24 protein-coding genes are annotated in these 24250 nt (G+C 49.6%); 9 read left to right on the top strand and 15 right to left on the bottom strand.

The window, feature by feature from the left end; all coding sequences use genetic code 11:
- The first annotated feature begins 16 nt into the window (after positions 1-16).
- The 6 genes from N7U64_RS03625 to N7U64_RS03600 all read left to right on the top strand — a co-directional run bounded on the left by N7U64_RS03625 (position 17) and on the right by N7U64_RS03600 (position 4764).
- The gene (locus N7U64_RS03625) at positions 17-568 is read left to right on the top strand and encodes a histidine phosphatase family protein (RefSeq protein ID WP_318928539.1); all 552 of its coding nucleotides are present in this window, start codon (positions 17-19) and stop codon (positions 566-568) included.
- A 2-nt stretch (positions 569-570) separates the two neighbouring features.
- On the top strand, positions 571-1443 hold the full coding sequence (locus N7U64_RS03620) for a ComEC/Rec2 family competence protein (RefSeq protein ID WP_318928538.1): 873 nt from the start codon (positions 571-573) through the stop codon (positions 1441-1443).
- A gap of 15 nt (positions 1444-1458) precedes the next feature.
- Positions 1459-1674 (top strand): DUF3006 domain-containing protein, encoded by a 216-nt coding sequence (locus tag N7U64_RS03615; RefSeq protein WP_318928537.1) that lies wholly within the window; start codon positions 1459-1461, stop codon positions 1672-1674.
- A 159-nt stretch (positions 1675-1833) separates the two neighbouring features.
- Positions 1834-2742 (top strand): MoxR family ATPase, encoded by a 909-nt coding sequence (locus N7U64_RS03610; protein ID WP_318928536.1) that lies wholly within the window; start codon positions 1834-1836, stop codon positions 2740-2742.
- Position 2743: 1 nt separating this feature from the next.
- Positions 2744-3790: a DUF58 domain-containing protein gene (locus N7U64_RS03605; RefSeq protein ID WP_318928535.1), complete on the top strand. Its 1047-nt coding sequence runs from the start codon at positions 2744-2746 to the stop codon at positions 3788-3790.
- Positions 3787-4764 carry a hypothetical protein gene (locus N7U64_RS03600; RefSeq protein ID WP_318928534.1) on the top strand — a complete coding sequence of 326 codons (978 nt, stop codon included), beginning with the start codon at positions 3787-3789 and terminating at the stop codon, positions 4762-4764. Before N7U64_RS03605 ends, N7U64_RS03600 begins: the two co-directional genes overlap by 4 nt.
- Before the next feature lie 269 nt (positions 4765-5033).
- Here the strand turns inward: N7U64_RS03600 and N7U64_RS03595 are convergent, their stop codons facing one another.
- From N7U64_RS03595 to N7U64_RS03585, 3 genes are all read right to left on the bottom strand, one after another.
- Complete coding sequence (locus N7U64_RS03595; RefSeq protein WP_318928533.1) at positions 5034-5756, bottom strand: polymorphic toxin type 44 domain-containing protein; 723 nt, start codon at positions 5754-5756, stop codon at positions 5034-5036.
- A gap of 929 nt (positions 5757-6685) precedes the next feature.
- On the bottom strand, positions 6686-7012 hold the full coding sequence (locus N7U64_RS03590; RefSeq protein WP_012370479.1) for a hypothetical protein: 327 nt from the start codon (positions 7010-7012) through the stop codon (positions 6686-6688).
- Between the two features lie 144 nt (positions 7013-7156).
- Positions 7157-8182 carry a helix-turn-helix transcriptional regulator gene (locus N7U64_RS03585; protein WP_290826571.1) on the bottom strand — a complete coding sequence of 342 codons (1026 nt, stop codon included), beginning with the start codon at positions 8180-8182 and terminating at the stop codon, positions 7157-7159.
- A gap of 112 nt (positions 8183-8294) precedes the next feature.
- Here N7U64_RS03585 and N7U64_RS03580 point away from each other — a divergent pair, with 112 nt between their 5' ends.
- Positions 8295-9143 carry an alpha/beta hydrolase gene (locus tag N7U64_RS03580; protein ID WP_318928532.1) on the top strand — a complete coding sequence of 283 codons (849 nt, stop codon included), beginning with the start codon at positions 8295-8297 and terminating at the stop codon, positions 9141-9143.
- Here the strand turns inward: N7U64_RS03580 and N7U64_RS03575 are convergent.
- The gene (locus tag N7U64_RS03575) at positions 9129-9797 is read right to left on the bottom strand and encodes a hypothetical protein (RefSeq protein ID WP_318928531.1); all 669 of its coding nucleotides are present in this window, start codon (positions 9795-9797) and stop codon (positions 9129-9131) included. The genes N7U64_RS03580 and N7U64_RS03575 overlap by 15 nt on opposite strands.
- 187 nt (positions 9798-9984) lie before the next feature.
- On the opposite strand from N7U64_RS03575, the gene N7U64_RS03570 reads away from it, so the two are divergent.
- Positions 9985-10185 carry a hypothetical protein gene (locus N7U64_RS03570; protein ID WP_318928530.1) on the top strand — a complete coding sequence of 67 codons (201 nt, stop codon included), beginning with the start codon at positions 9985-9987 and terminating at the stop codon, positions 10183-10185.
- Between the two features lie 238 nt (positions 10186-10423).
- On the opposite strand, the gene N7U64_RS03565 is transcribed toward N7U64_RS03570, so the two are convergent.
- The 9 genes from N7U64_RS03565 to N7U64_RS03525 all read right to left on the bottom strand — a co-directional run bounded on the left by N7U64_RS03565 (position 10424) and on the right by N7U64_RS03525 (position 20630).
- A complete protein-coding gene (locus tag N7U64_RS03565) occupies positions 10424-10885 on the bottom strand; it encodes a general stress protein (RefSeq protein ID WP_114595719.1) in 462 nt (153 codons plus the stop codon).
- 94 nt (positions 10886-10979) lie between these two features.
- The gene (locus N7U64_RS03560) at positions 10980-12662 is read right to left on the bottom strand and encodes an FTR1 family protein (protein ID WP_318928806.1); all 1683 of its coding nucleotides are present in this window, start codon (positions 12660-12662) and stop codon (positions 10980-10982) included.
- Positions 12646-13887 carry an iron uptake transporter deferrochelatase/peroxidase subunit gene (efeB, locus tag N7U64_RS03555; RefSeq protein ID WP_318928529.1) on the bottom strand — a complete coding sequence of 414 codons (1242 nt, stop codon included), beginning with the start codon at positions 13885-13887 and terminating at the stop codon, positions 12646-12648. The genes N7U64_RS03560 and efeB overlap by 17 nt, the downstream gene beginning before the upstream one ends.
- 3 nt (positions 13888-13890) lie before the next feature.
- Positions 13891-14721: an iron uptake system protein EfeO gene (efeO, locus tag N7U64_RS03550; protein WP_214767015.1), complete on the bottom strand. Its 831-nt coding sequence runs from the start codon at positions 14719-14721 to the stop codon at positions 13891-13893.
- Positions 14722-14850: 129 nt separating this feature from the next.
- The gene (locus tag N7U64_RS03545; RefSeq protein WP_318928528.1) at positions 14851-16515 is read right to left on the bottom strand and encodes a DUF2339 domain-containing protein; all 1665 of its coding nucleotides are present in this window, start codon (positions 16513-16515) and stop codon (positions 14851-14853) included.
- A 146-nt stretch (positions 16516-16661) separates the two neighbouring features.
- A complete protein-coding gene (locus tag N7U64_RS03540) occupies positions 16662-17741 on the bottom strand; it encodes a C39 family peptidase (RefSeq protein WP_318928527.1) in 1080 nt (359 codons plus the stop codon).
- Between the two features lie 174 nt (positions 17742-17915).
- The gene (locus N7U64_RS03535) at positions 17916-18965 is read right to left on the bottom strand and encodes an oxidoreductase (protein ID WP_290826553.1); all 1050 of its coding nucleotides are present in this window, start codon (positions 18963-18965) and stop codon (positions 17916-17918) included.
- 73 nt (positions 18966-19038) lie between these two features.
- The gene (locus tag N7U64_RS03530) at positions 19039-19524 is read right to left on the bottom strand and encodes a GNAT family N-acetyltransferase (RefSeq protein ID WP_318928526.1); all 486 of its coding nucleotides are present in this window, start codon (positions 19522-19524) and stop codon (positions 19039-19041) included.
- Positions 19525-19757: 233 nt separating this feature from the next.
- A complete protein-coding gene (locus tag N7U64_RS03525; RefSeq protein WP_290826549.1) occupies positions 19758-20630 on the bottom strand; it encodes an SDR family NAD(P)-dependent oxidoreductase in 873 nt (290 codons plus the stop codon).
- Positions 20631-20792: 162 nt separating this feature from the next.
- On the opposite strand from N7U64_RS03525, the gene N7U64_RS03520 reads away from it, so the two are divergent.
- Complete coding sequence (locus N7U64_RS03520) at positions 20793-22262, top strand: potassium/proton antiporter (protein ID WP_318928525.1); 1470 nt, start codon at positions 20793-20795, stop codon at positions 22260-22262.
- A 58-nt stretch (positions 22263-22320) separates the two neighbouring features.
- Here N7U64_RS03520 and N7U64_RS03515 read toward each other — a convergent pair whose 3' ends face one another.
- Positions 22321-23523: a hypothetical protein gene (locus N7U64_RS03515; RefSeq protein ID WP_318928524.1), complete on the bottom strand. Its 1203-nt coding sequence runs from the start codon at positions 23521-23523 to the stop codon at positions 22321-22323.
- A 19-nt stretch (positions 23524-23542) separates the two neighbouring features.
- A complete protein-coding gene (locus N7U64_RS03510) occupies positions 23543-24136 on the bottom strand; it encodes a hypothetical protein (protein WP_318928523.1) in 594 nt (197 codons plus the stop codon).
- Positions 24137-24250 lie beyond the last annotated feature (114 nt).

Raw genomic sequence — 24250 nt, 5'->3', positions numbered from 1 at the left:
GAACCGTCGTAAAATCATGAAACAGATTGGATTAGTCAGACACCACCGGGTGACGGAAGGTTACCCGACCAAAGGCTGGATCAGTGCAGCCGACATCGAAGCCTGGATTGAGCGTTATGATGTCTCGACCATCGATGTCCAACCGGTTGAACTCGGAAATATCGACTGGACGATCTGTTACGCCAGCAGTATGCCGCGAGCCGTTCAAACGGCGGAAAGCGTCTACGGAAAAGACATCATCGTGACGGATCTGTTACGGGAAGTCCCATTCCCGACGATCCGTTCACGGATTCGTCTCCCGTTCCTTGCCTGGGCATTGATCGGACGCCTTGTCGCGCCATTCAGCAAACGAATTCAAGCGGAAATCAAAGATGCCAACGAGCGGATTACGGTTCTTCTGAACCAATTGACGTTTGAACAACCAGAACATGAACGGGTTTTGCTCGTCGGACACGGCGGGATGATGATTCTGATGCGGACTGCCTTAAAAAAACGCGGTTATGTCGGTCCCCGCTTCGGTCATCCACGCAACGGTATGTTGTATCTGTTTGAGAAACGGGAGGGCTAAGTATGAAATGGGGTTCCGTTCTGCTACTTGCGCTCTGTCTGATTGTCATCTTTTATATGACACGCGACGACGAGCCGTTACCTGGTGATCGTCCGGAATCGTCTACCGTCATTCACGTCTACGGCTTTGATGTCGGTCAAGGCGACAGTACCTTGATTCAGACGAAAAACGAAACGATTTTGATCGACGGCGGGAATAACGGCAAAGGGGATGATGTCGTCCGCTACCTGAAGAACCTGGGTATCACCCGCCTGACAGCCGTCATCGCAACACATCCGGACGCAGACCATATCGGCGGGCTCGATACGATTCTCGATGCCCTGCCTGTCGATCAAGTCTACGCACCACGCGTCAATCACACGACAGAAACCTACCGGGACTTCCTGCTCGCCGTCAAACGGCAAGGGATCACCATTAAAACGGCTAAAGCCGGTGTTTCGATTCCGAGTGACGAAGTGAAACTGAACTTACTCGCCCCGCTCCGCGACGGCACCCGTGATTTAAACAGCTGGAGTACAGTCCTGCAACTCGTTCATGGCGATAATACCTTTCTCTTCATGGGAGACGCTCCGATTCGGACGGAACAGGACTTGCTTGAATCCGGAGTGGATTTAAAGGCTGATGTGTTAAAGGTCGGGCATCACGGTGCGGATACCTCGTCCTCAATTCCTTTTTTACAGGCAGTCCACCCTTCCCGCGCCTTGATTTCAGCCGGCGAAGGCAATTCATATGGCCATCCGCGTCCGACCGTCATGAATGCGCTGGCGGCGGAAAGTATCCAGGTCGATCGGACGGACCGGATGGGCACCGTTCAGTACACGTCGGACGGACAGACGATTCAGGTCAAAAGCCGGACCGATTTACGTCCCGAGTAAAGGAGAGGATACACGATGAAAATGACCGTTACGGAATTTGACGGAAACCAGGCGATTTGTGAGACGGAAAACCGTGAAACGGTGCAAGTCCCCCGTTCGCGTCTGCCCCATGCTGCAACAATCGGCGACTGGCTCGAATGGCGCGGTCGTTCGATCCGGATTCTCCGGGAGGAAACACAGAACCGTCGGCAGGAAATTGATGATTTGATGAATGAACTGTTTGAAGACTAAAACTCCGTTCCTTGGCCTGTCAGTGGTCAAGGATTTTTTTATTCACCTTTGTTTTTCCAATAATAAACAGCAAATCTAAAAAATCAACTTAAATCACTAGCAGTTTTTTCTGAATTTTCGTAAACTTTAGGAATACGAAACAAAAAGGGGGATTTATCCATGTTCCAACAATTACGAACGAACTTAAAGCAAGCGGTCCTCGGACAAGAACATGTCATAGATTATCTTCTGATCGGACTGTTGTCGGAAGGTCACGTTCTGCTTGAGGATCGGCCGGGTACCGGTAAGACGACACTGGCCAAATCACTGGCCAATACACTGGATGCCAAGTTTTCACGCGTTCAATGCACCGCGGATACCTTACCGACCGATCTGCTGGGGATGGAATTGTTTAATCCATTGACCGGTTCATTCGAGCAACGGTTTGGCCCGCTGTTCGCCAATATCGTCCTTGTCGACGAAATTAACCGGACGACGCCGCGGACACAGTCCGCCCTGCTCGAAGCGATGGGGGAAGCTCAGGTGACGATCGGAGATACCTCTTATACGTTACCGCAACATTTTCTGGTCATTGCGACTCAAAACCCGTTTGACGGTCAGGGGACGTTTCCACTCCCCCATGCACAACTCGACCGCTTTTTGTTCAAACTGTCGTTTGCTCCGCTCGATCGACAGGTCGAAAAAGCCCTGTTACAGGGAGCTCACTTACAACCGAGTCCATTCCAGGTACCGCTTGAGCAACTGAATACCTGGAAACAGGAAGTCCAGGCGGTCACCATGGAAGATGCCGTCGAAGATTACCTGCTCGACGTCTGTGATGCCTTACGGGCGCACCGGGACGTTGAGATCGGTCCAAGTCCACGAGCTACCTTGGCGCTCCTCCAGGCGGCAAGAGCGCGGGCCTGGATGCATGACCGGACATACGTAACACCGGAAGATATCAAGCAGCTGGCAAATCCATTGCTTGCCCACCGGCTGGTCCTGACACTTGAAGCGACATTAAAGATGACGAACGGTCGCCTGGTCCAGCAGATTTTGGAGTCATTGACTGTTCCGACCGAGGTGTAATATGCAATTGATTACACCAAAGTCCTTTCATCCGATGATTTTATTTTGGATTGCCGTTGCAGCCGGTATTTGTACACTGTATGGTTCGATCCTGATTGCGACACTGCTCGTCGCGTACACGTTGTACGGGTATCTCTTCCCGAAGTACCTTGAATACCTCGGAGAACGTCTGAGCGTTCGGCTCGTCGAAACCGTCCGGGCGTTCCGGGACGATCCACTCAACATTCCGTTCGAAATTCATAATCCGACACGGTTTGCCCTTGGGAAGGTGACCGTGTCCGGTCTCCTCGGGGAACAGGTCCGGATTGAGGATGCCAGCAGTCAGTTTTGGCGGCAACATGTTTATGTGCCGCGCCAGGCCCATGTGCCGTTTCAAATCGATGTCACGGCAGCCAAACGGGGAACGATTCGGATCCAGTCGTTTGATATCATGATTTCCGATCCGTTTCATCTGATGACACTGTACTTGACGTTACCGATTCAACAGCTTGGTCATGTCTTCCCTGATTTCGCACCGGCTTCCGTCGAATGGAATGAACGCCAAATTCCCGGTGAGACGATTGACCGGTCGAGTCCGTTTACGGATCGCTCGAGCTTTCATTCGGTCGTCCCTTACGCGGGCGATGCGAAAACCATCTACTGGTCTGCTTATGCCAAGACGGGAGAACTGTATTCCTACCAGTATGACCGGATGCGTAATCATGATTATGCCGTCATCATTGATGGACTGTCGGCGGACGGTCTGGCGTTACGCGGCGACTTTGAAAAGCTACTCTCCCGGGCGGCAACAATTATCCGCGAACTGGAAAAACAAGGCGCTTCATACAGCCTCTGGATTTCAATGGTCAACCGGGACGGACAGTGGTATCACGTACCTTCCGGGAAAGGGAAAGAACAGTTCTTGCGGACGATGGAATGTCTCGCCCGGATTTCCGAATATGATTTACCGCTCGAACGCCGTTACTTCACGAAACGGCTTCAACGGGCCGTTCCGTCGACGACAGCTGAAATTCATCTCGGACACCGCCATAAGGGGGTGAGCGCATGATCATCTGGTGGATTCTCGTCATCAGCTTGTTGCAAGCCCCGCTCATCATTCTGATTTTCCCGTTGCTCGCCGTCATTCCGGCGCGCCCAATCCGGATCGGCGTTCAACTGGCGGCAGCTGTTGCTTTTCTGTTGATTTCCCCGCTGATCAGCATCCTGCTGTTGCTTGCGATTGCACTCAGCGCATGGCTCGAGACCGTGGATCACCCGTATAAATTTGCCGTCAGTGCGACGGTTCTGACCGGACTGTGTTTACTGTTACCCGGATTCAATCCACCGCTCGGTGCGTATCTTCTGCTCGGTTTCGTCTGGGGAATTCCGTTCCTGAGACAGCATCTGATTGAATGGCGCCGGATTGTCGCAGGTGTCTCGTTGTTTCTAGGTGCCAGTCTGGTCCTCGTCACCTTGACCCGGTTGCTGAAAGAAGCGCTGTTCGGTTCTGTCGCAAACCTGACCCGTCCGGCCCTCGAGGCGTTCGGTTCCCTCTTCACCTGGACATTACCGCTCGCGGAACAGATCGATCAAAAAACGAAAGCCGACAGTACATCCGGTTTATCAGACATCGCCCCGCAGGAAAGTCTAAAAGCGGCTACCCTGAGTTCCGAAACACTGTTTTATTTGAACCTGGCAGGAGTGGTGCTGGCGCTTCTCGCCGTCGGTCTCACGTTCTACCTGATTCGTAAACGCCGGGTCGTGGCAACGGAGGCTGAACCGGTCGCCCGGATGACCATGCCGAAGCAGGCAGCGCCTGTCAAAAAACACAGCCAGCATCCGCTTCTGAAAATCGCCTCGCAACTCGAACAGGCTTTCCCGCGACGCCATGACGAGACGACCGTCGAATGGCTGACACGGATTGAATTTCCGGAAGCTGTTGCCCATGCGCGGCTTCTCGACGGCATTGAATTCAGCCGCAGCGAGCCGGCGTACGATCTTCAATTGTTCCGGAAATATGTCCGCGAACAAATCGAACGCTGAATCCAAAAAAAGAAGGTGTTCCGGTATCGGAGCACCTTCTCAGACTGAAGACAAAGTAGTGGTTCTTCTCGATAAAGAGAAAAACCACTACTTTGTCTTCAGTCTGAACAGACCTTCAAGAGGTCTGTTCCAGGTATAAAAAGATTTAAACAAATGTAAGCAGTTATGTTCATCTAGCTACTCATGTCGTAAGAGTATGATATGAAATATCCTGACTGATTTTGTTTATAAGACAACGTATTAATAGTCACTTAATACATTGTCAACTTTTAATTAACAATATCATATTCGTTTAAAATATTTTCATATGCAGGGTCATTTAAAATTTCTTCAGAATTTTTATTTGCTTCATTGATTATTTGTGTTCTTTCTTTAAAACTTAATTGATTCAAGAACTGAGATTCTGTCATTCCGTTTGGAAAACTCATATTGTTTTGATTTATTCCTTCTTGAATTGCTTCTGTTTTAAGATTTGTTTTAGATAAAGATTGATATGTAACACTAGAATTAGATGACTTAGTCGGCAAGTTTTTATTATCTGCATAGTTGATTCCTATTTTTATACTTTTTTGGTCGTTTGGATCATCGAAATAAGACTTATACCAATTTACATTTGAAGTTTTACATTTAATTTGCACTGCACCTGTTGCTGCTAAAAGTACTTTCGGCTGAAATCCACCAAACCGTCCAACATATCCAAAATGCATATTCCCTAAATCTTCACCTTTCATCACTCTTCCACCGAATACATATCTGTCATTTACTCCATACGCATGCTTGTAATCCCAAGGACCTCTACTATTAACCTTTCCAGTGAAATAGTATCCCGTGCCTATAGGATATGTTTTATCGGATATTGTATATTGATAAAGTGATGCGGCATTCTTTAACATTTTTGAGGAAAACGATGCCGTCACATCCCCACCAGGATTAATTGCACTGTATGTACCTACAGGATCATCATTTACATCAGAGTCTTCGGCCTTTACCAAGTGTTGAGAAGATGATGTAATTAAAAATACATAGATAAACTAATCATTATTTTTCTTTTCAAAATAAAACTCCCCTTCCATCCTCAAATATTATAGGATTAAATTGACTTGAGATAGATTTAAATTAATTTTTTAGGGATATCTTTTTTGAATATCTCTTTAGAAAGGAGCGTTTATGAAAAAAATACGCTGGTTATTATATACTATTACATTTTTGTTATTTTTATTTATTTATAATTCTTTTTTTAATTATGATTTTTTTAAATTTATTTCATCTATTTTTTCAACAGCACCTATACATCTTGGTCTCGCTTTCAGCTTTATTACTTGTTTGTGTTCAATATTATTATTAATAAAAGTAAGTTCATTCAATGATAAAAAAGCAACTATTGGGATGTTAGTTACCCTTATAATTAACTTAGCATTCTTATTCGTAACAGGAATAGTGGATTTGATCGGCTCTTTATTCTCTTAAATTATTATGAAGACTAGGTACAAAACATAGGCTGAAATGGATAATGTTCATTCAGCACGTAATTAAAAAAATCGATATGTATCTGTAAGTAAGATACTAAACGTGCCTTGAACCTCAAAAAATTGGCGAACTGGTTATGGGATTCCGGTGGGAATCCTTGTTTTTCATACTATTTTATACGACTACATAAGACAAACCCTCATTTCAACGTTGAAATGAGGGTTTGTCTACAATCTGAGAAGGTGCTCCGATACCGGAACACCTTCTTTTTCTTATTTAGAATCAATTTTAGACGCTTTACGCGCGATGATAACAATAAAGACGATGGCAGCAACCGGAAGCACGAGTGGCATCCAGTCCAGGATATACTGTGTATTCATCGTATCCCCTCCTCCAAGACATGCTGGTACTCTACACGTAGCATATTCCAAAAGACGGGACCATGCAAGCGTCGTCAGATCCGCGGCAACATCGAGTAGATGACGGAATAATAGATCAAGACACTAGTCGAGACACTATAGACTAACAATATGTAGGGTGCGAATTTCGGCTGAGCATGCCGTTTCAGCACTTTCAGTGAAAACATCGTGATCCCTAACGCAAATAAAGGACTAAAGCCGAAGACCACAAGATCCATGGACATCAAAAGCTCTGTACTAAAGAGTAGATTAAAGGCGAAAATCGATAATAAATACCAAGACGTGTAGGATAAACAGATGAAAAAGAGGTATGACACGCCCGCAATAACGCTTCCCATCCGTGGTTTTTCCATATGTTGCATGATGCCCCTCCTGTAACAAAAATAAGATATCCTTAATGGTAATCGGAAAAAGCCCTTAAAAATATTCAAATATGAATATACGACAAAAAACGACAAAAAAAAAGATCTTCTGCTCCCTTCAGCAAAAGATCTTCTCTGTTCGTTTTAGACACTTTCATTCATCTGTGGACTGACCGGAACACCTGCTTGATACACCTTGGCAAGCTCCAACACTTTATTCTTGAAGGCCTCCCGGCAAAAAGCCGGCTCCAAAATCTCCGCTTGCTCCGCAAACTGAATCAACCACATCATGAAACCTTGGGAAAACAGCGCTCCGACCTTGACCTCAAACCAGTCCCCTTCGAGACGCCGGCAACGAATGTCCGTCCCGAACCGGTCGACGACAGTCGGCATGACGCTCTCATGGAACTTTAACGTCAACTGTTCCTGTTCGCCACCGTACATATTGAACATACTGCTCAAATAAGTGGCTTCGACCTCGACCGGTGTCTGGGCCGGCTCAAAGACACTGCAATTAACGATTCGATCCACGCGGTAGGTCCGGATCTCTTCGACCCGTTCATCCCGTCCAATCAAGTAGTAGTTCCCGTTATCGACGATCAGATGAGCCGGCGTGACGAGATAGTAATCCCCGTCGCGACGCAACTCGAACTTTCGGGTCCGTTCGTTAAATTTGCCCTGATATTGAAAACTGATGATGTCCTGTTCGATGATCGCTTTTTGGATGGTATCAATCGAAAACGGGATGACGCCTTTCGGTTTCTTGACGGTATGTATGACCGGCGTCAACGTTTTTGCCAAACGTTTACTCGTTAACGTATGAATATTACGGACCAGAACCTCCGTTTCACTCTCAGAGATGAACTTGGCGCTGGCAATCGCATCCACGAGTAATCGTAAATGATGGTATTCGAACGGACGGCTGACCAGGTGATACGGAATCGCAAGACCGTTTTTGGTTTCTTCCGCATGAATATCGAATCCTGATTTAGCCAAAGCAGCAATGTCCTCTTTTAAGGACTTGCGGGACAGCTTTTCAATCAGTCCTCTTTTCGACAGTTCGGTACTCAATTCTTCTAATGTCAACGTCTGTTCTTCATCTGAATACTGCTCAAAAATGTCTCGAACGGCTAACAACCGATCCCGATTGGATAATTTTTCATTTGGCACGGGGCATCCTCATTTCCTATCCATAAGATGTTTGATTATACTTGGATTATACCTCAAAAAGAAATTAAGAATAACAATAATATGGAAATATTTAAGAGATAGGAGAATTTGGATGCAACACATTGCCGATTGGGAAGGTTACCGATTTGATTACCGTGACAGCGGAACCGGTCCCGTCATTTTATTGATTCATGGAACACAATCCGATTACCGGGAAGTCTATCACGTCGAACGATTAATCGGAGCCGGCTACAGGGTCATCGTCCCATCTCGTCCTGGATATGGAAAAACACCGCTCCGTGTCGCCTCGTCACCCGGCGAGTTGGCGGCTTTTTACCGGAGATGGCTGGCTTCTCGTCACATCGAACGTTACACCGTATACGGCATTTCTGCCGGTGGACCGACCGCGATTGCTTTGGCGAGCGGTAATCCAGCTGTCAGTTCGCTCGTACTAGCCTGTGCGATGACACACCAGATTTCACTTCCTTATCAGGACTGGCTTGTCCAACCGCTCCTTCAGCGTCCGCTGCAACTCGTGCAATGGATCCTGTGGCATTACGTGAAAGATAAATTGGTTAAGTTTCCACAGGAAGCATCCGTTCGGATGGTTGAAATGACGAGTCTGTTGCAACGGGACGAGATCCGCCGTCAATTAAATGGAGCCGACCAGCAATTGTTGTATCAAGTCGGATTGCAGAACGGACCGGGCCGGGGGGTGTTGTTTGACTTGACGCAACAGATCGATCGTCCCCTCCTGCAGGCCATCCGTTGTCCGGTGCTGATCGTTCACTCCAAAGCGGACCGGGCCGTCCCGTTCGAACATGCCCTTTACGCCCGGCGTGCCATTGCGCATGCCCAGTTCATCGAGTCGGCGAGCCCTGGTCACCTGATTTGGATCGGGCCGTCTGCGCGTCGCGACGAACGAATGATTGAACGCTTTATCGCCTTAAATCACTTGTAGGCGGACACGGAGGTTCAGCTTTTCGTTTTCTTCCTCAATGGAGATGATTCCCCGCGCCGTCAGTTCTTCGATTGCCAAGCGGGTCCGTTCCAAATTAAAGCGGGCATATCGGGCAATCTCCGCTATGCACATTCGGCAGGACAGCTGATTCGCCTTGATTTTCGACGACGGTTTGGCGACGGAACGTTGCAACAGACGCCAAAAGACTTGCCGGGCATCATCCGACAGCGCATATGCATTTTTTTCGATGACCGGCGGGACGTACCGGATGTCCTCCCGGATGCGCCGGATGAGGTAGAGACTCAACCAGTCTTCCACGTCCGCCTGAATCCGGAAAAATTCAAACCACCATAACTGATCGAGCGCTTCCGCTTCATCTTGCCGTAATGCCCAGGATGCCGGAATGTCGTCAAACTCTTCATCGAGAAAGTCTTCGTAATCCAACGCAGTTTCATATAAGACCTGGGGCGGGATCCGGTCAAGCGTCTCCCGTTTTTGATATAAATCAAAACTCATCCGCCGGAAGTGTTCGACAGACCCGGCGACTTGACTGAGTTGCATCAACTGTTTCGTGATGAGACGGGCAAGTCCGTCCAGTTCGAGCTGAACGGCATATAAGTGTTTTTCAAGAGCAATCAATGTACTTCGTTCCATCAGACAGTTCCTCCTCTGTTCGTGGCATACTTCTAGTCTTTTTCCGCAAATCGGACATTCAAAACCATCCTCTGTTTGTCTCCCGGTACCGGATGACTTGTTCTTCCTGAAGCGGGTTTATCTCCCAAATAAATCGGGAATATTTTTGATGCAGTGGTCTAAACGATTCAATCGGAGGTGGAACAACGTGTTACAGTCCAAAAAGCACACGGAGCGGAAGTGGAGACAACGCACGACACGTAATCATATCCTGCAATTGGAACACTTGTACAAAGCACATCCTGTCCGAACGACGACACAAACCAAAATGATTTTTTCCAAACTGTTGGAAGATGCTATTCGAAGCGGGCGGTCCGTTATCTGGATCAGGGAAACGAAACCACGTTGACCGGATCGGTTACGGCTCTTTTTCATGCCCGCGGTCTCATTGAAATCAAGACCTCGACCGGCTTACGACGTCATATCTCGTCTGACACAATAATGGACGTCCGTGAATCCATCACATAAAAATCCGGTTATCCAAAAATCTTCTTATACATGCAGACAAGGGGGACGGATCTGAATCCGTCCCCCTTGTCTATTGAAAAACTGACCGGCTTGTCAGTTCCTGCTTTCATGGACACCCCTTATTTTTTATCTAGCTTGACATTTTGGTCAGCCGGCAAGGTTGTCGTCGTTTCTTCCTCTTCGAGCTTTGGTACACCTGCTCCGTACTCTGTCGTCTCGTCTTCGACATAAGAGGCGGCAAACGCCGGATTCAGCAGATCGGATTTTGAGCCCACGATGACGATCCGGCCGTGTCGGACTTCCTCTTCCAAATCTTCAGCTACATCTTTCGTCATACCGAGCTCCGACAACTGGGCAATCCGGTCTTTCCGGTTGCTGCGGACGGTCGACATCAATGTCTCGAAAAATGATTTTTTAGTTACACGATACGCTAACGTCTGCGTGTCGTTGGCAATCCGTTCCGCCAACTCTTCATCCTTCGCAAAAATGTAAATTTGTTTATTCGAATAACCGCTTGACTTCAAGCTCGTCACTTCTGCGTCGACGGCTGTCATGTTCCGTACGATTCTAGTTTCAATCATCTTGTTTCCTCTCCTTCATGCGAGCCGACTTTCTACTCTCGATATAAAGTTATTCCCGAAACATAATGAATAAAACATGAATCGCCAAAACGTATCAACCGGTTTTTCGCAAACGGACCGCCGGACGCCGTTTCAATACTAACGTCAGCCCGACCACCAGACATAACAAGATTTGCGGTATCATCGTTTCGTACGTCGGATAAAAACCGATCCAGGAAACGGTTGGCAGGTAGGAAACGGCATGAATCGGCACGATGCCTGTCAGTTGTAACGCATGCAGACTGGCGCCTAAGATTTTAAAGGCCATAAGATAAATCAATCCGGTCGCCGCTAAAAAGAGCCGGTTGATCGGTAGACGCACCCCGAAATAAATAACCGCGAGTGAACAGATACCGACCAGTCCGATCGCTAAAATGATTCCCCCGGCCAAAGCAGTCGTCGTCATCGCTGGTGCCATCCCGACATAAAACAGCAGTGTCTCGGCCCCTTCCCGGAAAATCGTCAAAAAGCTGACGGCGAATAAGGACCGTCCCGCAAGATTTGTTGCCAGTCCGGTTTGCCGTGAAGCAACAACCGTTTTCGAATGTAACCAGGAACCGACGAGCAGCATCATCAATACCGCGGCCAGTCCGGTCCATCCTTCAATCTGCTCCCGACCGACAGCAGCAAGTGCCGTCGAAAAGAATTGTTGAATCACGAGCGCCAGTGCTCCGCTAGCAAGTAATCCGAACAGTGCGCCGCTCCAAATCATTCGTTCTCCCGTCACCTTGGCTTTTCGAGTGAAAGCGACCAGTGCACTGATGATCAGCAATGCTTCGAGCCCTTCCCGTAACATGACGAGCATCGCATCGACAAAAGAATACGTCGTTTTCTGCGCCAAGACCTGAAGTGACGTGATGATCGGTGCCAAATCGGTCCGGGTGGCGTCAACCGTCGACTCGTCTAAACGTGACAACAGCACCGGCACTTCCGATTCGATCGTCGTATATAAAGAACTGCTCCGGGTCCGGACCTCCCCTTCCCCGCTCGGCCATCGTTCGATGAATGCCGTCAGCGTCTTCTGCGCCGCCGGGACGTTCCCGGCAGCGAGTTGCTGATCGGTCTGTTTCAGCAAGGCTGTCAGTTCGGACAATCCTGTCTGTTCCGCCGCTTGAACGGTATCACCTTGCAGGAAAGAACGGATGCTTGCGTCAAACTGATCGAGTGCTGCATTCAGCTCCGACTGATCAAAATTTTCCCGCGCCAAAGCGATTCGGATGGCAGACAACCCCATCTCGACTTGACCGTAATGACCGATGCTTGTCTCCCGGACGACGGTCTCGCGGTCCGTCCACGCCTGCAGTAAGTCGGATTGCAGCTGCTGACGTTCAGGCATCGTCGTAGCCTGCCGGAGCTGTTTCGTCCAGCCGAACAACTCTGTTAAGCGTTTTTTAGCCGCAGGATCTGTTTTCGGCTGATCTGTTTCCTCCAGCGTCCGGACGGCTGTCGACAGTTCCGTCAAGCGTTGTCTGATCTCCGGGAGGTCGGTTTGTTTCTGAACTTCTGTCAACCGATGTTGAATGACCTTTTGTTCGGCAGAAGCCGGCAGGCGGTCAATCTGTTTTTCAAGTGTGTTCAAAGTCGTCCCGAGCGTACTCCGGTCGTTGTCATTGACTGCTGACAACGCTTGACCAATCGAGACGTACAGCGCATCTGTCTCGGAATCCGCGTGGACAACCGGACTGCCGATTGCCGTGAAGAGGAACAGTGCCAGGAACACGTTAAGCAAAGAGCGCATCACCGATGTAGCCTCCTTGTTGAATCCCGCCGAAACAGGCGAAAAGAGCACTGCCGCGGTGGGTAATGTATTCATTTAAACGGTCGGACGCCGCTAAACGCCGCTGAATCGTGATGAACTGTTCCGGTGACCGCTGGTACGATAAAAACAACAAGCCGGCATCGAGTGCCCCGGTTGTTTCATTGATGCCCGCCTGATAGGAGTAGGAGCGGCGTAACAACTGTTCTTCACCTGATCCGTGCGCGACTGCCGTATGCGAATCTTTCGGAAGTGATGCTTCCCCGCGTGCCATGCGTTTACTTGGCGTCACGGATGCAAATTCGTCTTTTGAACCGAGTGGTGCACCGGATGCCCGGTCTCGGCCGAAGGTGCGCTCCTGTTCTTTCAAAATCGTCCGGTCCCAGACTTCAAGATGCATCTGAATCCGGCGGACGACAAGAAAACTGCCATTTGTCATCCATGGTGCCCCGTCCTGCCACTGGTAAAAGAGGTGTTTATTCCGAATAGCAGGCTGCGAGACATCCGGATTTCCGGTTCCGTCCTTGAATCCAAACAGATTCCGTGGTGTCCCTCCTGTTGCATCCGCTGCTTTTGACCGTTGGAAACCGGTCTGGGTCCAGCGGATTTTGACGACGCCCCGACCGATTCGGGTCAAGTTCCGCAACGCATGAAACACGACTTGTTGATCGTCAGCACAAATCTGAACGACAAGATCTCCGCCCGCCCATTTCGGGTCGAGCTGATCAAGATCAAAAGCCGGCAACTCCCGGAGCAGATTCGGACGCTTATGACCGATTCCGAACCGGTCGTCCGCAAACAGACCGTGTCCGCAACCGAACGTAAATGTCAGATGGCTCGCTGACAGCCCTTCCGCCTCCCCCGTATCTTCCGGCGGGACGTACAGACTGTCCGAGTCACCGAGCGGCAAGCCAGCCGTTAGCCGGGCGCATGCCCGTGTCCAGCGTTTCAAGAGGTCAATCAATTCATCGCGTCGTGTCGTCTGGACATCAAAGGCGACGATCTGGACATGATTTTGGGGCGGTGTCAGGATACCCGCCTGATACTTGCCGTAGAACGGGACCTGATCCGTCGCTTCGGCGGTCAAGGCACGCGGTAACCACCGTTCGAGCCCGCTCGCGTAAAGTGCAGCTCCGAGTCCGGTCAGTCCGGCAACTTTCAGGACGTCACGCCGTGTAACGCCCGCTTCTAAAGTAGTTCGTGTCATCGATCAGCCCTCCAGTACGATCCCCATCTTCGAGAGCGGCTCGGCCAGCTCGTTGATGGCTTGACTCAATTGTTTGACGTCCGCTTTGGATAACGCGGTATAGAGAACATACCCATCCTCTTTCTTTTTGGCTTCCAGTAAACCGTTGACATCAGCAAAGCGGGCGGCAATCTCTTTCGACAAAGCGGCATCCTGTTTTTGAAGCGCCGGGTTCAACAGTTGATAAATTTTTTCCGCCCCTTGAACATTGGCTGCAAAATCATACAAGTCCGTGTGGGAATAGCGGTCTTCTTCCCCTGTTACTTTCGACGTCGAAACTTCGTTCAATAAATCAGTCGCCCCGGTGACAAGCAGTTCCGGAGTCACCTCGACGGTTTCGACTTTTGCCCGGAGCAGATGAACATCCTGCATCAATTGATCGGCGTATCCTTCGTATCCTTCGGTCGTCCCTTTTTCAAACAGTCCTTGTTCGATCCGGTGATAACCGCCCCATTCCGATTCCTTGACATCCCCTTCACGGGCATCGATTTTCGGATCGAGATCCCCGAATACTTCGGCAATCGGTTCCGCCCGTTCATAATGCATCCGCGTTGGTGCGTAGAGCGCTTTCGCCTCTGCCAAGTCACCCTCTTTGACCGCTGTCGTGAACGCTTCCGTCTGTTTCGTAAACTGTTCCAGTTCTGCAATCGCATAGGTCCGGTAATCGGCCACGACCTGTTTGAACGGGTCTGGCTTGGGCGTCGCCGGTTTCGTCGTCGCGGTCTGTTCGTTACAGGCTGCCAGTAAAGCCGTCATCGATAAAAGTCCGATGGCCAGTGTTTTTGTATGTCGCATGGATGGTTCCCCCTGATCGTTAAGTAAGTTCATCAATCAGTATAGTCGATAATGATAATCGTTATCAATATATTTCAATAAAAAAATCCTCCCTTTCAGACGGCGCTGTCTGGAGGGAGGATGACTGATTCAGGATTCACGTTTCTTGAAATACGTCCGCGAAATGATAAAGGCCACGATGCCGAAGCCGATAAATACAAACGCTTTTTGAATCAACGACAAGAACGACAAGTCAAACAACAACAGTTTGACAGCACTGACCGACAACAACAGCAGACCGGACAGGCGCCAGGCCGCTGTCCCGCGAATTCGGCCGATTGCCACGAGGACAAACGATAACAGGATGTAGGCAACAGATAACGTCGTACTGCGATCCGTTTGATCAAGCGCCGCGTAAAACGGCAGTTCCATTACAATCAGCGTATAGGTGACGAACACACCGGCAGCGGCGAAAAACAGCACAAGCTGCCAATATTTCCGCCACACTGCTTCCCCGTGCGTCCGAACGAGCAGAACGATGAACGCTGTCGTTGCAAGTGTCAGACCGAACACGGAGACGGCATACGACTGATCGTTGAAGCGGTACGTTTCATATGTTCCGATCGTATATAACACGAACATCACATACACGACAATCCCGAAAAATCGTTGGTGTGGTACTTGCTGACGTTTGACGAACCATAAACCGGCAATCACGAGAGCGTAGAGAATTGAACGGAATTGATCACCGAAACTCAGTGGATCGACCGGTATCTGCGAAATCGCAAACAGAACGGCGACATGACCGACACCATTTTGCCACGCGTCTTTCGTTTGATTCGCGACGACGTAAGCGAGTAGTGCAAACAGAATCGCGAGTCCGTAACCAAACGGCCAATCGATCACGGACAGACTGAGCAGGACGAACCCGCCCGCTATCCAGCTCGGATAGTTATACGTGAGCGGCAGTCGCGTCCCGATATAGGCGAGACCGAGATAAGCCATAACAGAGGCAACGAGTAACGTCACTTCATCAATCAGAGGACGTGTCTCAAAATTGACAGTGAGACTGCCGAAAACAAGCGCCAGGAAAAAGACGCCGGCAGCAACCGGGTACGCCTTGACCGCTTTCAGACGAAGGACAGCAAATAGCAAGGCGGTAAACAACAGCACTTCGTACAGTAAAAAGAGGAAGACGTTCGGCTCGTCCGTCAACTGAAGAAACGGCAATAAAAAGCCGGTAATCGAAACCAGCACCAGCAATGCCGTCGAACGCATCCACAACATTAATCCATATGCGATCGCGAGTACGACAATCTCTAAGAAAAAGGCCAACAGCGGTGGATAAAATTGATATAAGGCCATACCGGCAAATAACGCCGACAAGGAGACAATCGTTCCGGTCGCGACAAGCCCGACGCCGAGCTCACGTCGTTTCTTCTCATACTGAAATTCTCCGAGGGCCATGACGAGCAGACCGATGACGACACCACTTCCGATCCGGACCGCCGGGCTGATCAGTCCGGCAAGTGACGCATAGGAAAACAGAAAAATCGCCCCGATTGCTGCAAAAATCGCCCCGATCCGCGGTAACCAGACCGTCGCGAGGACGTTTTCCCATTCCTCCCGTGTTCGGGCTTTTTTCACGACGGGTGTCCGGTTTTTTTTGACGAACGCCGGTCGGACGGCTGGGCGCGTTACGGAAGAGACCGGTTCCGGCGGCAATTCTTTTGCCGATTGGTGTTCCAATTGATCGACACGAGCCTTTAAGCGGACGATTTCCTGTTCCAGCTGTTCCAGTCGTTGGTCATCCATTTCTTCACCACTCCTTTCAAGAAGAACTTACAGAGGTTGTAATTATTTTACACGATTTTTAAATCGATTCCCATTTCTTTAAAAAAGCGCCCTTGGTCGACCGCATAAAAAAACCGGTAAAGCCAACCGCTTCACCGGTCAATCGATTAACGGACAGATAACGCGTACTGTCCTGTCGTTTTGTAAACAGACGTAAATTGTGAACGGCTGACCGTATATTTTCCACGGTAGGGATCGGATACCGTAAATGCACTGCTTGAGACACCTGTCACGAGCATGACATGGTAGTTGCGGTAACCGGTAAACGTTTTACCGTCCGGCTTGATCCAAGAGAAGTAACCGTACGGATTTTTGAAATCGACGGTCGCCCAGACGATGACCGGGTTTCCGTTACGGACTTCACTTTCAATTTTGCTGACCCCTTGTTTCGAGATATCAGCAGCTCCGCTGCGGTATTTTTTCGCGAGCGGCAGGATGCCTTTCGGATAAATACCCCAGTTTTTATAATAATCGAGTGTTCCTGCCGGATTTCCGGTAAACATTTTTTCCGGATCGGCCCAGTAATACTTACCATTTTTATAAGTGGCGTTTGCCATGCTTTTTGGCATCTGGTTATATAAGGAAGACGCGGAAACGGCCTTTTTCTTGTATTCGAGTGCCATTTTCAGTGAAACGAATTCACAGCCTGACGGATAACCGAGCGTATACTGGTTGTAATACGGGACGTTCAATTGTTTCGACGAACTGCTTGGTGCCGTTTTCGTCAAATACTGTGTCGACACGTAACGGTAGCTACCGTTGTATAAGATACGTGTCCAGCTGCCGGATGTTCCGTAAGATGCGACCTTTACACCTTTGTTTAGTTGTGTGACGGTTTTCGCTGTCGTACTTGGAGCAGTTCTGACGTTTAATGTCCCGACCGTCGTATAACGCGCGCCGGTCGACGTATACTTCGATGTCGTAGACGTCCGGACATAATCTTTGTGTATGTAACCCGGTTTTGATTTGTACGTGATTTTATACCAACTGCCGGACGTCCCGTTTGAAGTATAGACGGCTCCTTTTGTGATTTTCCCCAAGATTTTACTTGTTGTCGATGGTTTCTCACGAACACGTAATACATCTGTCGTGACCGTCAGCTTCGTGGCAGCTTCTGCAATGAGCGATGGACTGAACACACCGAACAAAACCCCTGCCAAAATGAAGGACGTAATGATTTTTTTCATGATAAACCCCCTTATTTTCTGTAATACACACATTTTTCCCATCTTTTTGGAATTTTAATCAATATTCCACAAGAAAATTCTGAGAAATAGCGATATCTTTTTCTTTATAACAAAAAATCTCAGCTCTGTATAGACAGATTGCTGAGATGTAATTATATTGATATTTAGTAAAAATCAGTTTTGAAGCTCTAAAATGAACGGGGACGGTTTCGAAAAAGCCTGCCCTATCAAGTGCGCGACCAATTTCGTGTCGGTTTCGGAGACGGGCAACGGTGTCCCGTGGACGATACTTTCATAAAAGGCACGGTATAATTTGCCGTAGTCTCCGACCGGGCTTGGAATCCGGACATCCTGGAGATGACCGTGATCGTCATGGTACAACAGACGACCGAAATCATCTTCTGAGTCTTCACCAAATCCTTCTTCTCCCGGGAAGTAGTTTGCTTTGAGATCAAGTTCCTGCCGGTCGATATGCTGTTTGATGAACGTTCCGTTTGTGCCATGAAGCATCCAGCGCGGAGCACCCGCTAACGCGATATGACTGGTCCGGACGCTGACTTTTAAGTCCGGATAATAGAAATCGAGGGCAAACGTATCATCCGGATTGCCGGCTAGGCGGACCGTCCGGATATCGTAACCGACCCGGTCCGGTTTCCCGAACAGGGCAACGATTTGATCAATCGTATGGACACCGAGACCGTATAAGGCACCGTTTTCCGGACGCGGAATGGCCGGAGCCGCGTCCGGCCGGTAAAGGTCGAAGTGTGAGACCACTTCGACGAGTCGTCCGAGCTTGCCTGAACGGATGACTTGTTCGACGACTTGAAAATCGCTGTCAAAACGCCGGTTTTGATACGCCAGCAGCTTGACCCCTTGCCGGTCTGCTTCCTCGAACAACCGGTGCGTCTCGTGCTCCGTTACGGTGAACGGTTTTTCGACCAACACATGTTTTCCGTGTTGCAAAGCTTGCAGGGCGTAGGCGAAATGCGTCGCCGGCGGGGTGTTGATGACAACGACCTGAAGCTCGGGATCGTTCAGCATCGTGTCCAAATCCGTTGTAAAGCGGACATGCGGCAATCGAGACGCATAGGTTGTCTCTAATTCCGGTTTTGCTTTTCGATTATAAATCCAGGTGATATCAAAATGGTCCTCAATCATGACGTAGGGCAGATGATACCGGGTCGTACTTTTTCCAAAGCCGATAAAACCAATCTGAAGTCGCATCCGATCACTCCTCGAAACATTCTTTTTCTAACCATACCAAAGCAGACGGAACTTGTCCTATCTAAATGTCCCGTTATTTCAGAACCGGTGTTTCCTTATACTCATATGTCGCAAAACCGTCACGAATCCCTTGAGGCTCAAAACCAAAGGACGCATAATAACGGTTCAAGAAGTCATTTGTCGCAAGACAGTCGAGACGCAACCGTTCCTGCTCTGTCGTCGTGACCGCAATGACATACCGCAACAGTTGTTTGCCGACGCCAAGACCTTTTGCCGTCTCGCTGACGACAATCCGGTGGATGTACAGCCCTTCCGTATCCGGCCACAACGTCTGATCCCAGGCGAGCGACGGCAACAGCGCAATCGAACCGAGCAGTTCCGTCCCCTGTTCAAAGACATATAGTCGCCCGGCCGCCAGATCGTTTGCGACCAGTTGCTGTAAATCTTCCTTCAGATAAGCGGACCACTGCTGGCTCCCGCGTGCTTGAAACAATTCGGCTTTTTCGCGCAACAAGGTCGCAATCTGTTTGACGTCCTGTTCAGTAGCTAGTCGTATCATACTGTTCCTCCTGTAAAAAAAATTCTCCTTCATCCTAACGAAAGCGAACCCAGAAGAAAACCGTTTTGCATAAAGTCCTGCAAAAATCACAAAAACGCATGAGTTTGTAAATTTTTTCATAGTTTCAGATTCTATATCTCAATATTGTATAGTCAGGGAGTGAACAGACCCCCAGTCTGCACAACACAGGTCTACCGACTTCCCACGAGTCGGTAGACCTTTTTTTAAACCGTTTAGTCCAATCCGACCCAACGTTTGGACAGTGCGCGGGCTTGTTGACGGTATGCCTCATCTTCTACGACGGGGTTACTGAGTCGCGGCGCAGAATCCGCGTAATACCCGCCGTTGTCAATCACATCGTCGGTCGTTGCCAGATACAGGGCAGTTTTTGCCCCGTATTCCGGGGTGTACAGCTTTCCGGTCCAATAGCCCACCTGAGCAACCGGCTTCAGAACGGTTTTAAGCACTTTTCCGTATTTGCCCCGGTAAAACAGGTCTGTGTTGACGATTCCCGGGTGAACACTGACAAACGTCGCCAGCGTGCCGTATTGTTCCGCTAATTCCCGCATGTGAACCATTTGCAGAAGCTTTGATTCCCGATATGACTTCATCGGGTTATACTGCTCTTTTCTGACATGTGCAATCGCCTCGAGCTCGATATCGGTCCGGATCATCCCGCCTTCTCCCGCCAAGGAAGAAATCGAGATCACACGGGGATCATGTCCCTGCTCGATTAACGGCATTAACCGTTCAATCAAATAAAAGTGACTGAGGTAATTGACTTGGAACTGTGATTCAAATCCATCTTTCGTCACATGATACGGCGGAACCATGATACCGGCATTTAAAATCAGGCGATCGATCCGACCAATCCGGTCAAACAGCACATCTGCAAAACGCCGTACGGAATCAAGCTGATCGAGTTGAACGATTTCCACTTCCAGATTCGCATCGGAAACAGCATGTTCCCGTAAAAGTTGAATCAGCAGCGTCGCTTTTTTTTGCGAACGGACGGTTGCGATGACACGGTCTCCGCGTTCCAGCAATTCTTGAATCGTCACCATCCCCATACCGGAGTTTGCTCCTGTGACTACACAGATGTTCATATCAGATGCCTCCTCTTTCTTCAATCAATGATCCATTATGATACGTGTTTTCCTTTTTTTACGGATTTATACACATCTTCCGGCAAACTATTTTCGAAAGCAACCGCAACGAATGACGTATACTAAAGAAAAGACGTCTTTCATTGAAGGAAGGGATCGCCTATGAACGAAGGAACCGTCCTGTTGCTGGCCGGTGTTCTCTTGTTGCTTGCCATCGTCACGACGAAATTTTCTGTCCGTCTGAACGTCCCGACCCCGACCCTGATTCTGTTTGTGTTTGTCGGCATCCTGGCCGGAACGGATGTCTCCGGCTTGATTGATTTCGCCGACTTCGAACAAGCCCGTCTGTTTGGTACAATCGCACTCGTCATCATCTTGTTTGACGGCGGTTTGAATACGAAATGGCGGGATTTCAAAACCGTACTGCCGGCAGCGTTATCCCTCGCAACCGTCGGTGTCCTCGTCACGACCGGGCTGATTGCCGGCGTCGCGCATTACCTGCTTGATTTCAGTTGGCCGATCGCCTTACTGATCGGGGCCTTGATCGGCTCGACCGATGCCGCTGCCGTCTTTTCCCTGCTGAACGGTCGTCCGATCGATCAAAAAGTGAAGCATACGCTCGAAGCGGAGTCCGGAACAAATGACCCGATGGCCGTTTTCCTGACGATCCTGTTCACGGAATTCGCTTTGGATCCGGCAGCCTTTTCCGCCTTACACGGCATCTTGCTGTTATTTTACGAGATGGGCCTTGGTCTTGTAATCGGTCTGTTCGTCGGCTGGTTGTTGACGTCCTTGATGAACCGCATCCAGTTGCAGTCGTCGGCCCTCTACCCGACGCTTTTGATCAGCGGCGCACTCCTTTCCTACGGCGTCGCAACCAGCCTTCATGCGAGCGGCTTTTTAGCCGTTTACGTGACTGGAATATGGCTCAGCAACCATGATTTGATTTACCGGGATATTCTCGTCCGGTTCAGTGGCAGCCTGTCTCACTTGGCGGAAGTCGGCATGTTCATCATGCTCGGACTGCTCGTTTTCCCGAGGCAACTGTTCGATCCACAGACGCTGTTCGTCTCCGGCATCATCGTCTTGACGTTGATTCTCGTCGCCCGTCCACTCGCCGTCTATTTATCCCTGTTACCTTTTCGTTATAACTTCCGCGAACAGAGTGTCATCACGGCCGCCGGCTTACGCGGCGCTGTGCCGATCATCCTTGCGACCTATCCTTTGTCGAGTGGCTTACCGGACGCCTATCCGTTATTTAATATCGTTTTTTTCGCCGTCATGACATCGGCTCTCCTGCAAGGGACTGCCTTGCCGTGGGTCGTCAAGCTGATGAAGCTTGATGCGAAACCGACCATCGACATTGAACCGTTGATTCAGTTCATGACGGTCGCAAATCCGAATGCCGAAATCGTCGAAGTCAGTGTCCCGTCCTATTGCCGCATCGACGGGAAAACACTGCAGGAGATTGAGATGCCGCAGGATTTGCTGGTCGTCGCCGTCATCCGGCAGAATGCCATCATCACACCGAGGGGACAAACCCGGTTAATCGGAGGCGATCAACTGTTGATCCTGACGCCGAAACAATCGGAAGAACGGATCCGGAAACTGATTGCGTCCCTTGGAATCTAAGACAAAAAACCGGACACCTGAGGGCGTCCGGTCTTTTTATTTCTTCTTTTTCCGGCAATCACCGGTTTCCGGTCAGATCTTCCGTCCGTTGAATCCGGACAAGACCCGGCGGACGATGCGGGAACGTGATCGTCAGTCCCGCAAATCGGCAACTGTCATTACTGTTTTGTGCCCGGACGATCCAATCAATCGTTTCCTGCCGTGCCAAGGCGTTGCGGACCCGATTTTCGACCTGTTGTCTCGAAATCCCTTCACAGGAGACTTCCGTCAAATAGGTCGTCTCGTCGGACTCGAACTGTTTCCAGATCCCTAACAGCAATTGACCGACGGCACTGACGGGAGTTCCGTCCGGCTCCCCCGCCCCGACCGCTTCGTCGAGTCGTTCGATGGCCTCCGGTGCCGTGTCCCCGAGCGCCAAGATCCGTCGCGATCCTTGCTGCATGATCCGGAAACGCTTATGTCCGTCGTCAAGCCACAGGCGCTGGGCAAACGGATTGACCGGAATACCATGGAAAAACGTTACTGTCCCGCGCCAGGCGAAACCGAACGACGGATCGTAAGCCTGCATGACCGCCATCACCTGTGCAAGAAATGATTGCACTTCCGTTCGTTCCGCCTGCAACCGGGTCCGGACATCCTCGAACTCGTGAAGCGGGACAGCCAATGGAATCCGCGTGAACAATTCGCTTTCCGGTACACGGTGCGGTGCAAGGACCGTCCCGTCAAGCCGGTAATCACTTGCCGGACGTCCCGTCCGCCCGACGAACAGTTGCCAGTGGTCTTCAACCGCCGCAAAGGCATAGGTCTGATGGGCAAAGGATGGAGCGACGAACAGACCCGGGAACGGTTCGAACGTAGCAATCCGGAGCGGTTCGCCGTCGTTCCACTCCTCTTCGATGACACGGACGAGCTGTCCGGTCAACGAGAGTGTATCCGTCAGATAACGGCCGGTGTTGCTGTAAAAACCTAAAATGTATTCCCGCTCTTCCTCTTCGAACGTCATCATCGTCATTTGAAACAGGGACTGGACCTGGGCTTCAGCAAACAAATCGTCGACGTTTTCCGGATGATGGGATTCGATGGCCACCATCTGCCACCCCATCCGTTCATATAAGTTGATCGTAATCGGGAAAAATAAGAAAGCACCATGTGTGGCTTCAAGTTTCAGGATATCCTGCATGGCAAGCCGCTCGATCCGTAAATCAAACCCCATCCGTTCCAGATGATCTTGCAAACGTCTTTTCCAGTGCGTGAATTCCATCTTTTTCCCTCCTTCTGCCTTATGCGCGTTTACGAAGCGGATTTTTGGACCAGTAAAGATAAAGACCGACCAATCCGGCGATTCCGATCAGATACGCCGGGGTGCCGCTGACTTGCATCAGGACGACGGGATTCGGCACGAATTGAATCAAAACCGCTTTATACGTCGCAAACAAGATAAAGCTGACTAAAAATTGAATCCAGACCCGTTTTTTGACGTCGCGGATTTTCGGCGACGTGATTAAAATCGACATCGCATCAATCAGGAACAAGGCGATGATCGAAAATAAAATGTAATCTGCGAGAGCGAACTGGAAGGTCCCATCGATTCCTTCGATGAAGATAAACATCAAAATCGTCGAGATATAATTCCGGGTCCAGCGCTTCTGAGTTTCGATCCGCCGCAATTCCGGAATCTCGGCAATCATTTGATTCAACCGTTCTTCCGGTGATTGTCCGTGGACGGTTTCAAACGGTTTTTGCAAGCGCTGGGCTTCATACAGATCCGCTTGGAGACGGCGTTCGATATCCGTCCGTTCCGGTTCTTCGACGTTCAGGTTCAACCGTGGTAATAATGACTCTAGAATTCGTGTGTTGGCTTTAGTAAGTTTCAAGCGAGATCCCCCTTTTTCACGTTTAAGTATACCGGTTTCAAGGAAAAAAAGACTACCGGGAAGATGACGATTACTTGACGAATCGCGAATAAATATTCAGAATAGTTAAAAAGG

Source organism: Exiguobacterium sp. K1, from assembly GCF_033721435.1.
GTDB lineage: Bacteria > Bacillota > Bacilli > Exiguobacteriales > Exiguobacteriaceae > Exiguobacterium_A > Exiguobacterium_A artemiae.
Note: the sequence above shows the minus strand (reverse complement) of the source record. Positions and strands in the feature narration are given on the sequence as shown.

Coding starts and splice junctions, on each gene's coding strand:
- N7U64_RS03625 (WP_318928539.1), top strand. CDS start 17: ATGAAACAGATTGGATTAGTCAGACACCACCGGGTGACGGAAGGTTAC.
- N7U64_RS03620 (WP_318928538.1), top strand. CDS start 571: ATGAAATGGGGTTCCGTTCTGCTACTTGCGCTCTGTCTGATTGTCATC.
- N7U64_RS03615 (WP_318928537.1), top strand. CDS start 1,459: ATGAAAATGACCGTTACGGAATTTGACGGAAACCAGGCGATTTGTGAG.
- N7U64_RS03610 (WP_318928536.1), top strand. CDS start 1,834: ATGTTCCAACAATTACGAACGAACTTAAAGCAAGCGGTCCTCGGACAA.
- N7U64_RS03605 (WP_318928535.1), top strand. CDS start 2,744: ATGCAATTGATTACACCAAAGTCCTTTCATCCGATGATTTTATTTTGG.
- N7U64_RS03600 (WP_318928534.1), top strand. CDS start 3,787: ATGATCATCTGGTGGATTCTCGTCATCAGCTTGTTGCAAGCCCCGCTC.
- N7U64_RS03590 (WP_012370479.1), bottom strand. CDS start 7,012: ATGCAACATATGGAAAAACCACGGATGGGAAGCGTTATTGCGGGCGTG.
- N7U64_RS03580 (WP_318928532.1), top strand. CDS start 8,295: ATGCAACACATTGCCGATTGGGAAGGTTACCGATTTGATTACCGTGAC.
- N7U64_RS03575 (WP_318928531.1), bottom strand. CDS start 9,797: ATGGAACGAAGTACATTGATTGCTCTTGAAAAACACTTATATGCCGTT.
- N7U64_RS03565 (WP_114595719.1), bottom strand. CDS start 10,885: ATGATTGAAACTAGAATCGTACGGAACATGACAGCCGTCGACGCAGAA.
- N7U64_RS03560 (WP_318928806.1), bottom strand. CDS start 12,662: ATGCGCTCTTTGCTTAACGTGTTCCTGGCACTGTTCCTCTTCACGGCA.
- efeB (WP_318928529.1), bottom strand. CDS start 13,887: ATGACACGAACTACTTTAGAAGCGGGCGTTACACGGCGTGACGTCCTG.
- efeO (WP_214767015.1), bottom strand. CDS start 14,721: ATGCGACATACAAAAACACTGGCCATCGGACTTTTATCGATGACGGCT.
- N7U64_RS03545 (WP_318928528.1), bottom strand. CDS start 16,515: ATGGATGACCAACGACTGGAACAGCTGGAACAGGAAATCGTCCGCTTA.
- N7U64_RS03540 (WP_318928527.1), bottom strand. CDS start 17,741: ATGAAAAAAATCATTACGTCCTTCATTTTGGCAGGGGTTTTGTTCGGT.
- N7U64_RS03535 (WP_290826553.1), bottom strand. CDS start 18,965: ATGCGACTTCAGATTGGTTTTATCGGCTTTGGAAAAAGTACGACCCGG.
- N7U64_RS03530 (WP_318928526.1), bottom strand. CDS start 19,524: ATGATACGACTAGCTACTGAACAGGACGTCAAACAGATTGCGACCTTG.
- N7U64_RS03525 (WP_290826549.1), bottom strand. CDS start 20,630: ATGAACATCTGTGTAGTCACAGGAGCAAACTCCGGTATGGGGATGGTG.
- N7U64_RS03520 (WP_318928525.1), top strand. CDS start 20,793: ATGAACGAAGGAACCGTCCTGTTGCTGGCCGGTGTTCTCTTGTTGCTT.
- N7U64_RS03515 (WP_318928524.1), bottom strand. CDS start 23,523: ATGGAATTCACGCACTGGAAAAGACGTTTGCAAGATCATCTGGAACGG.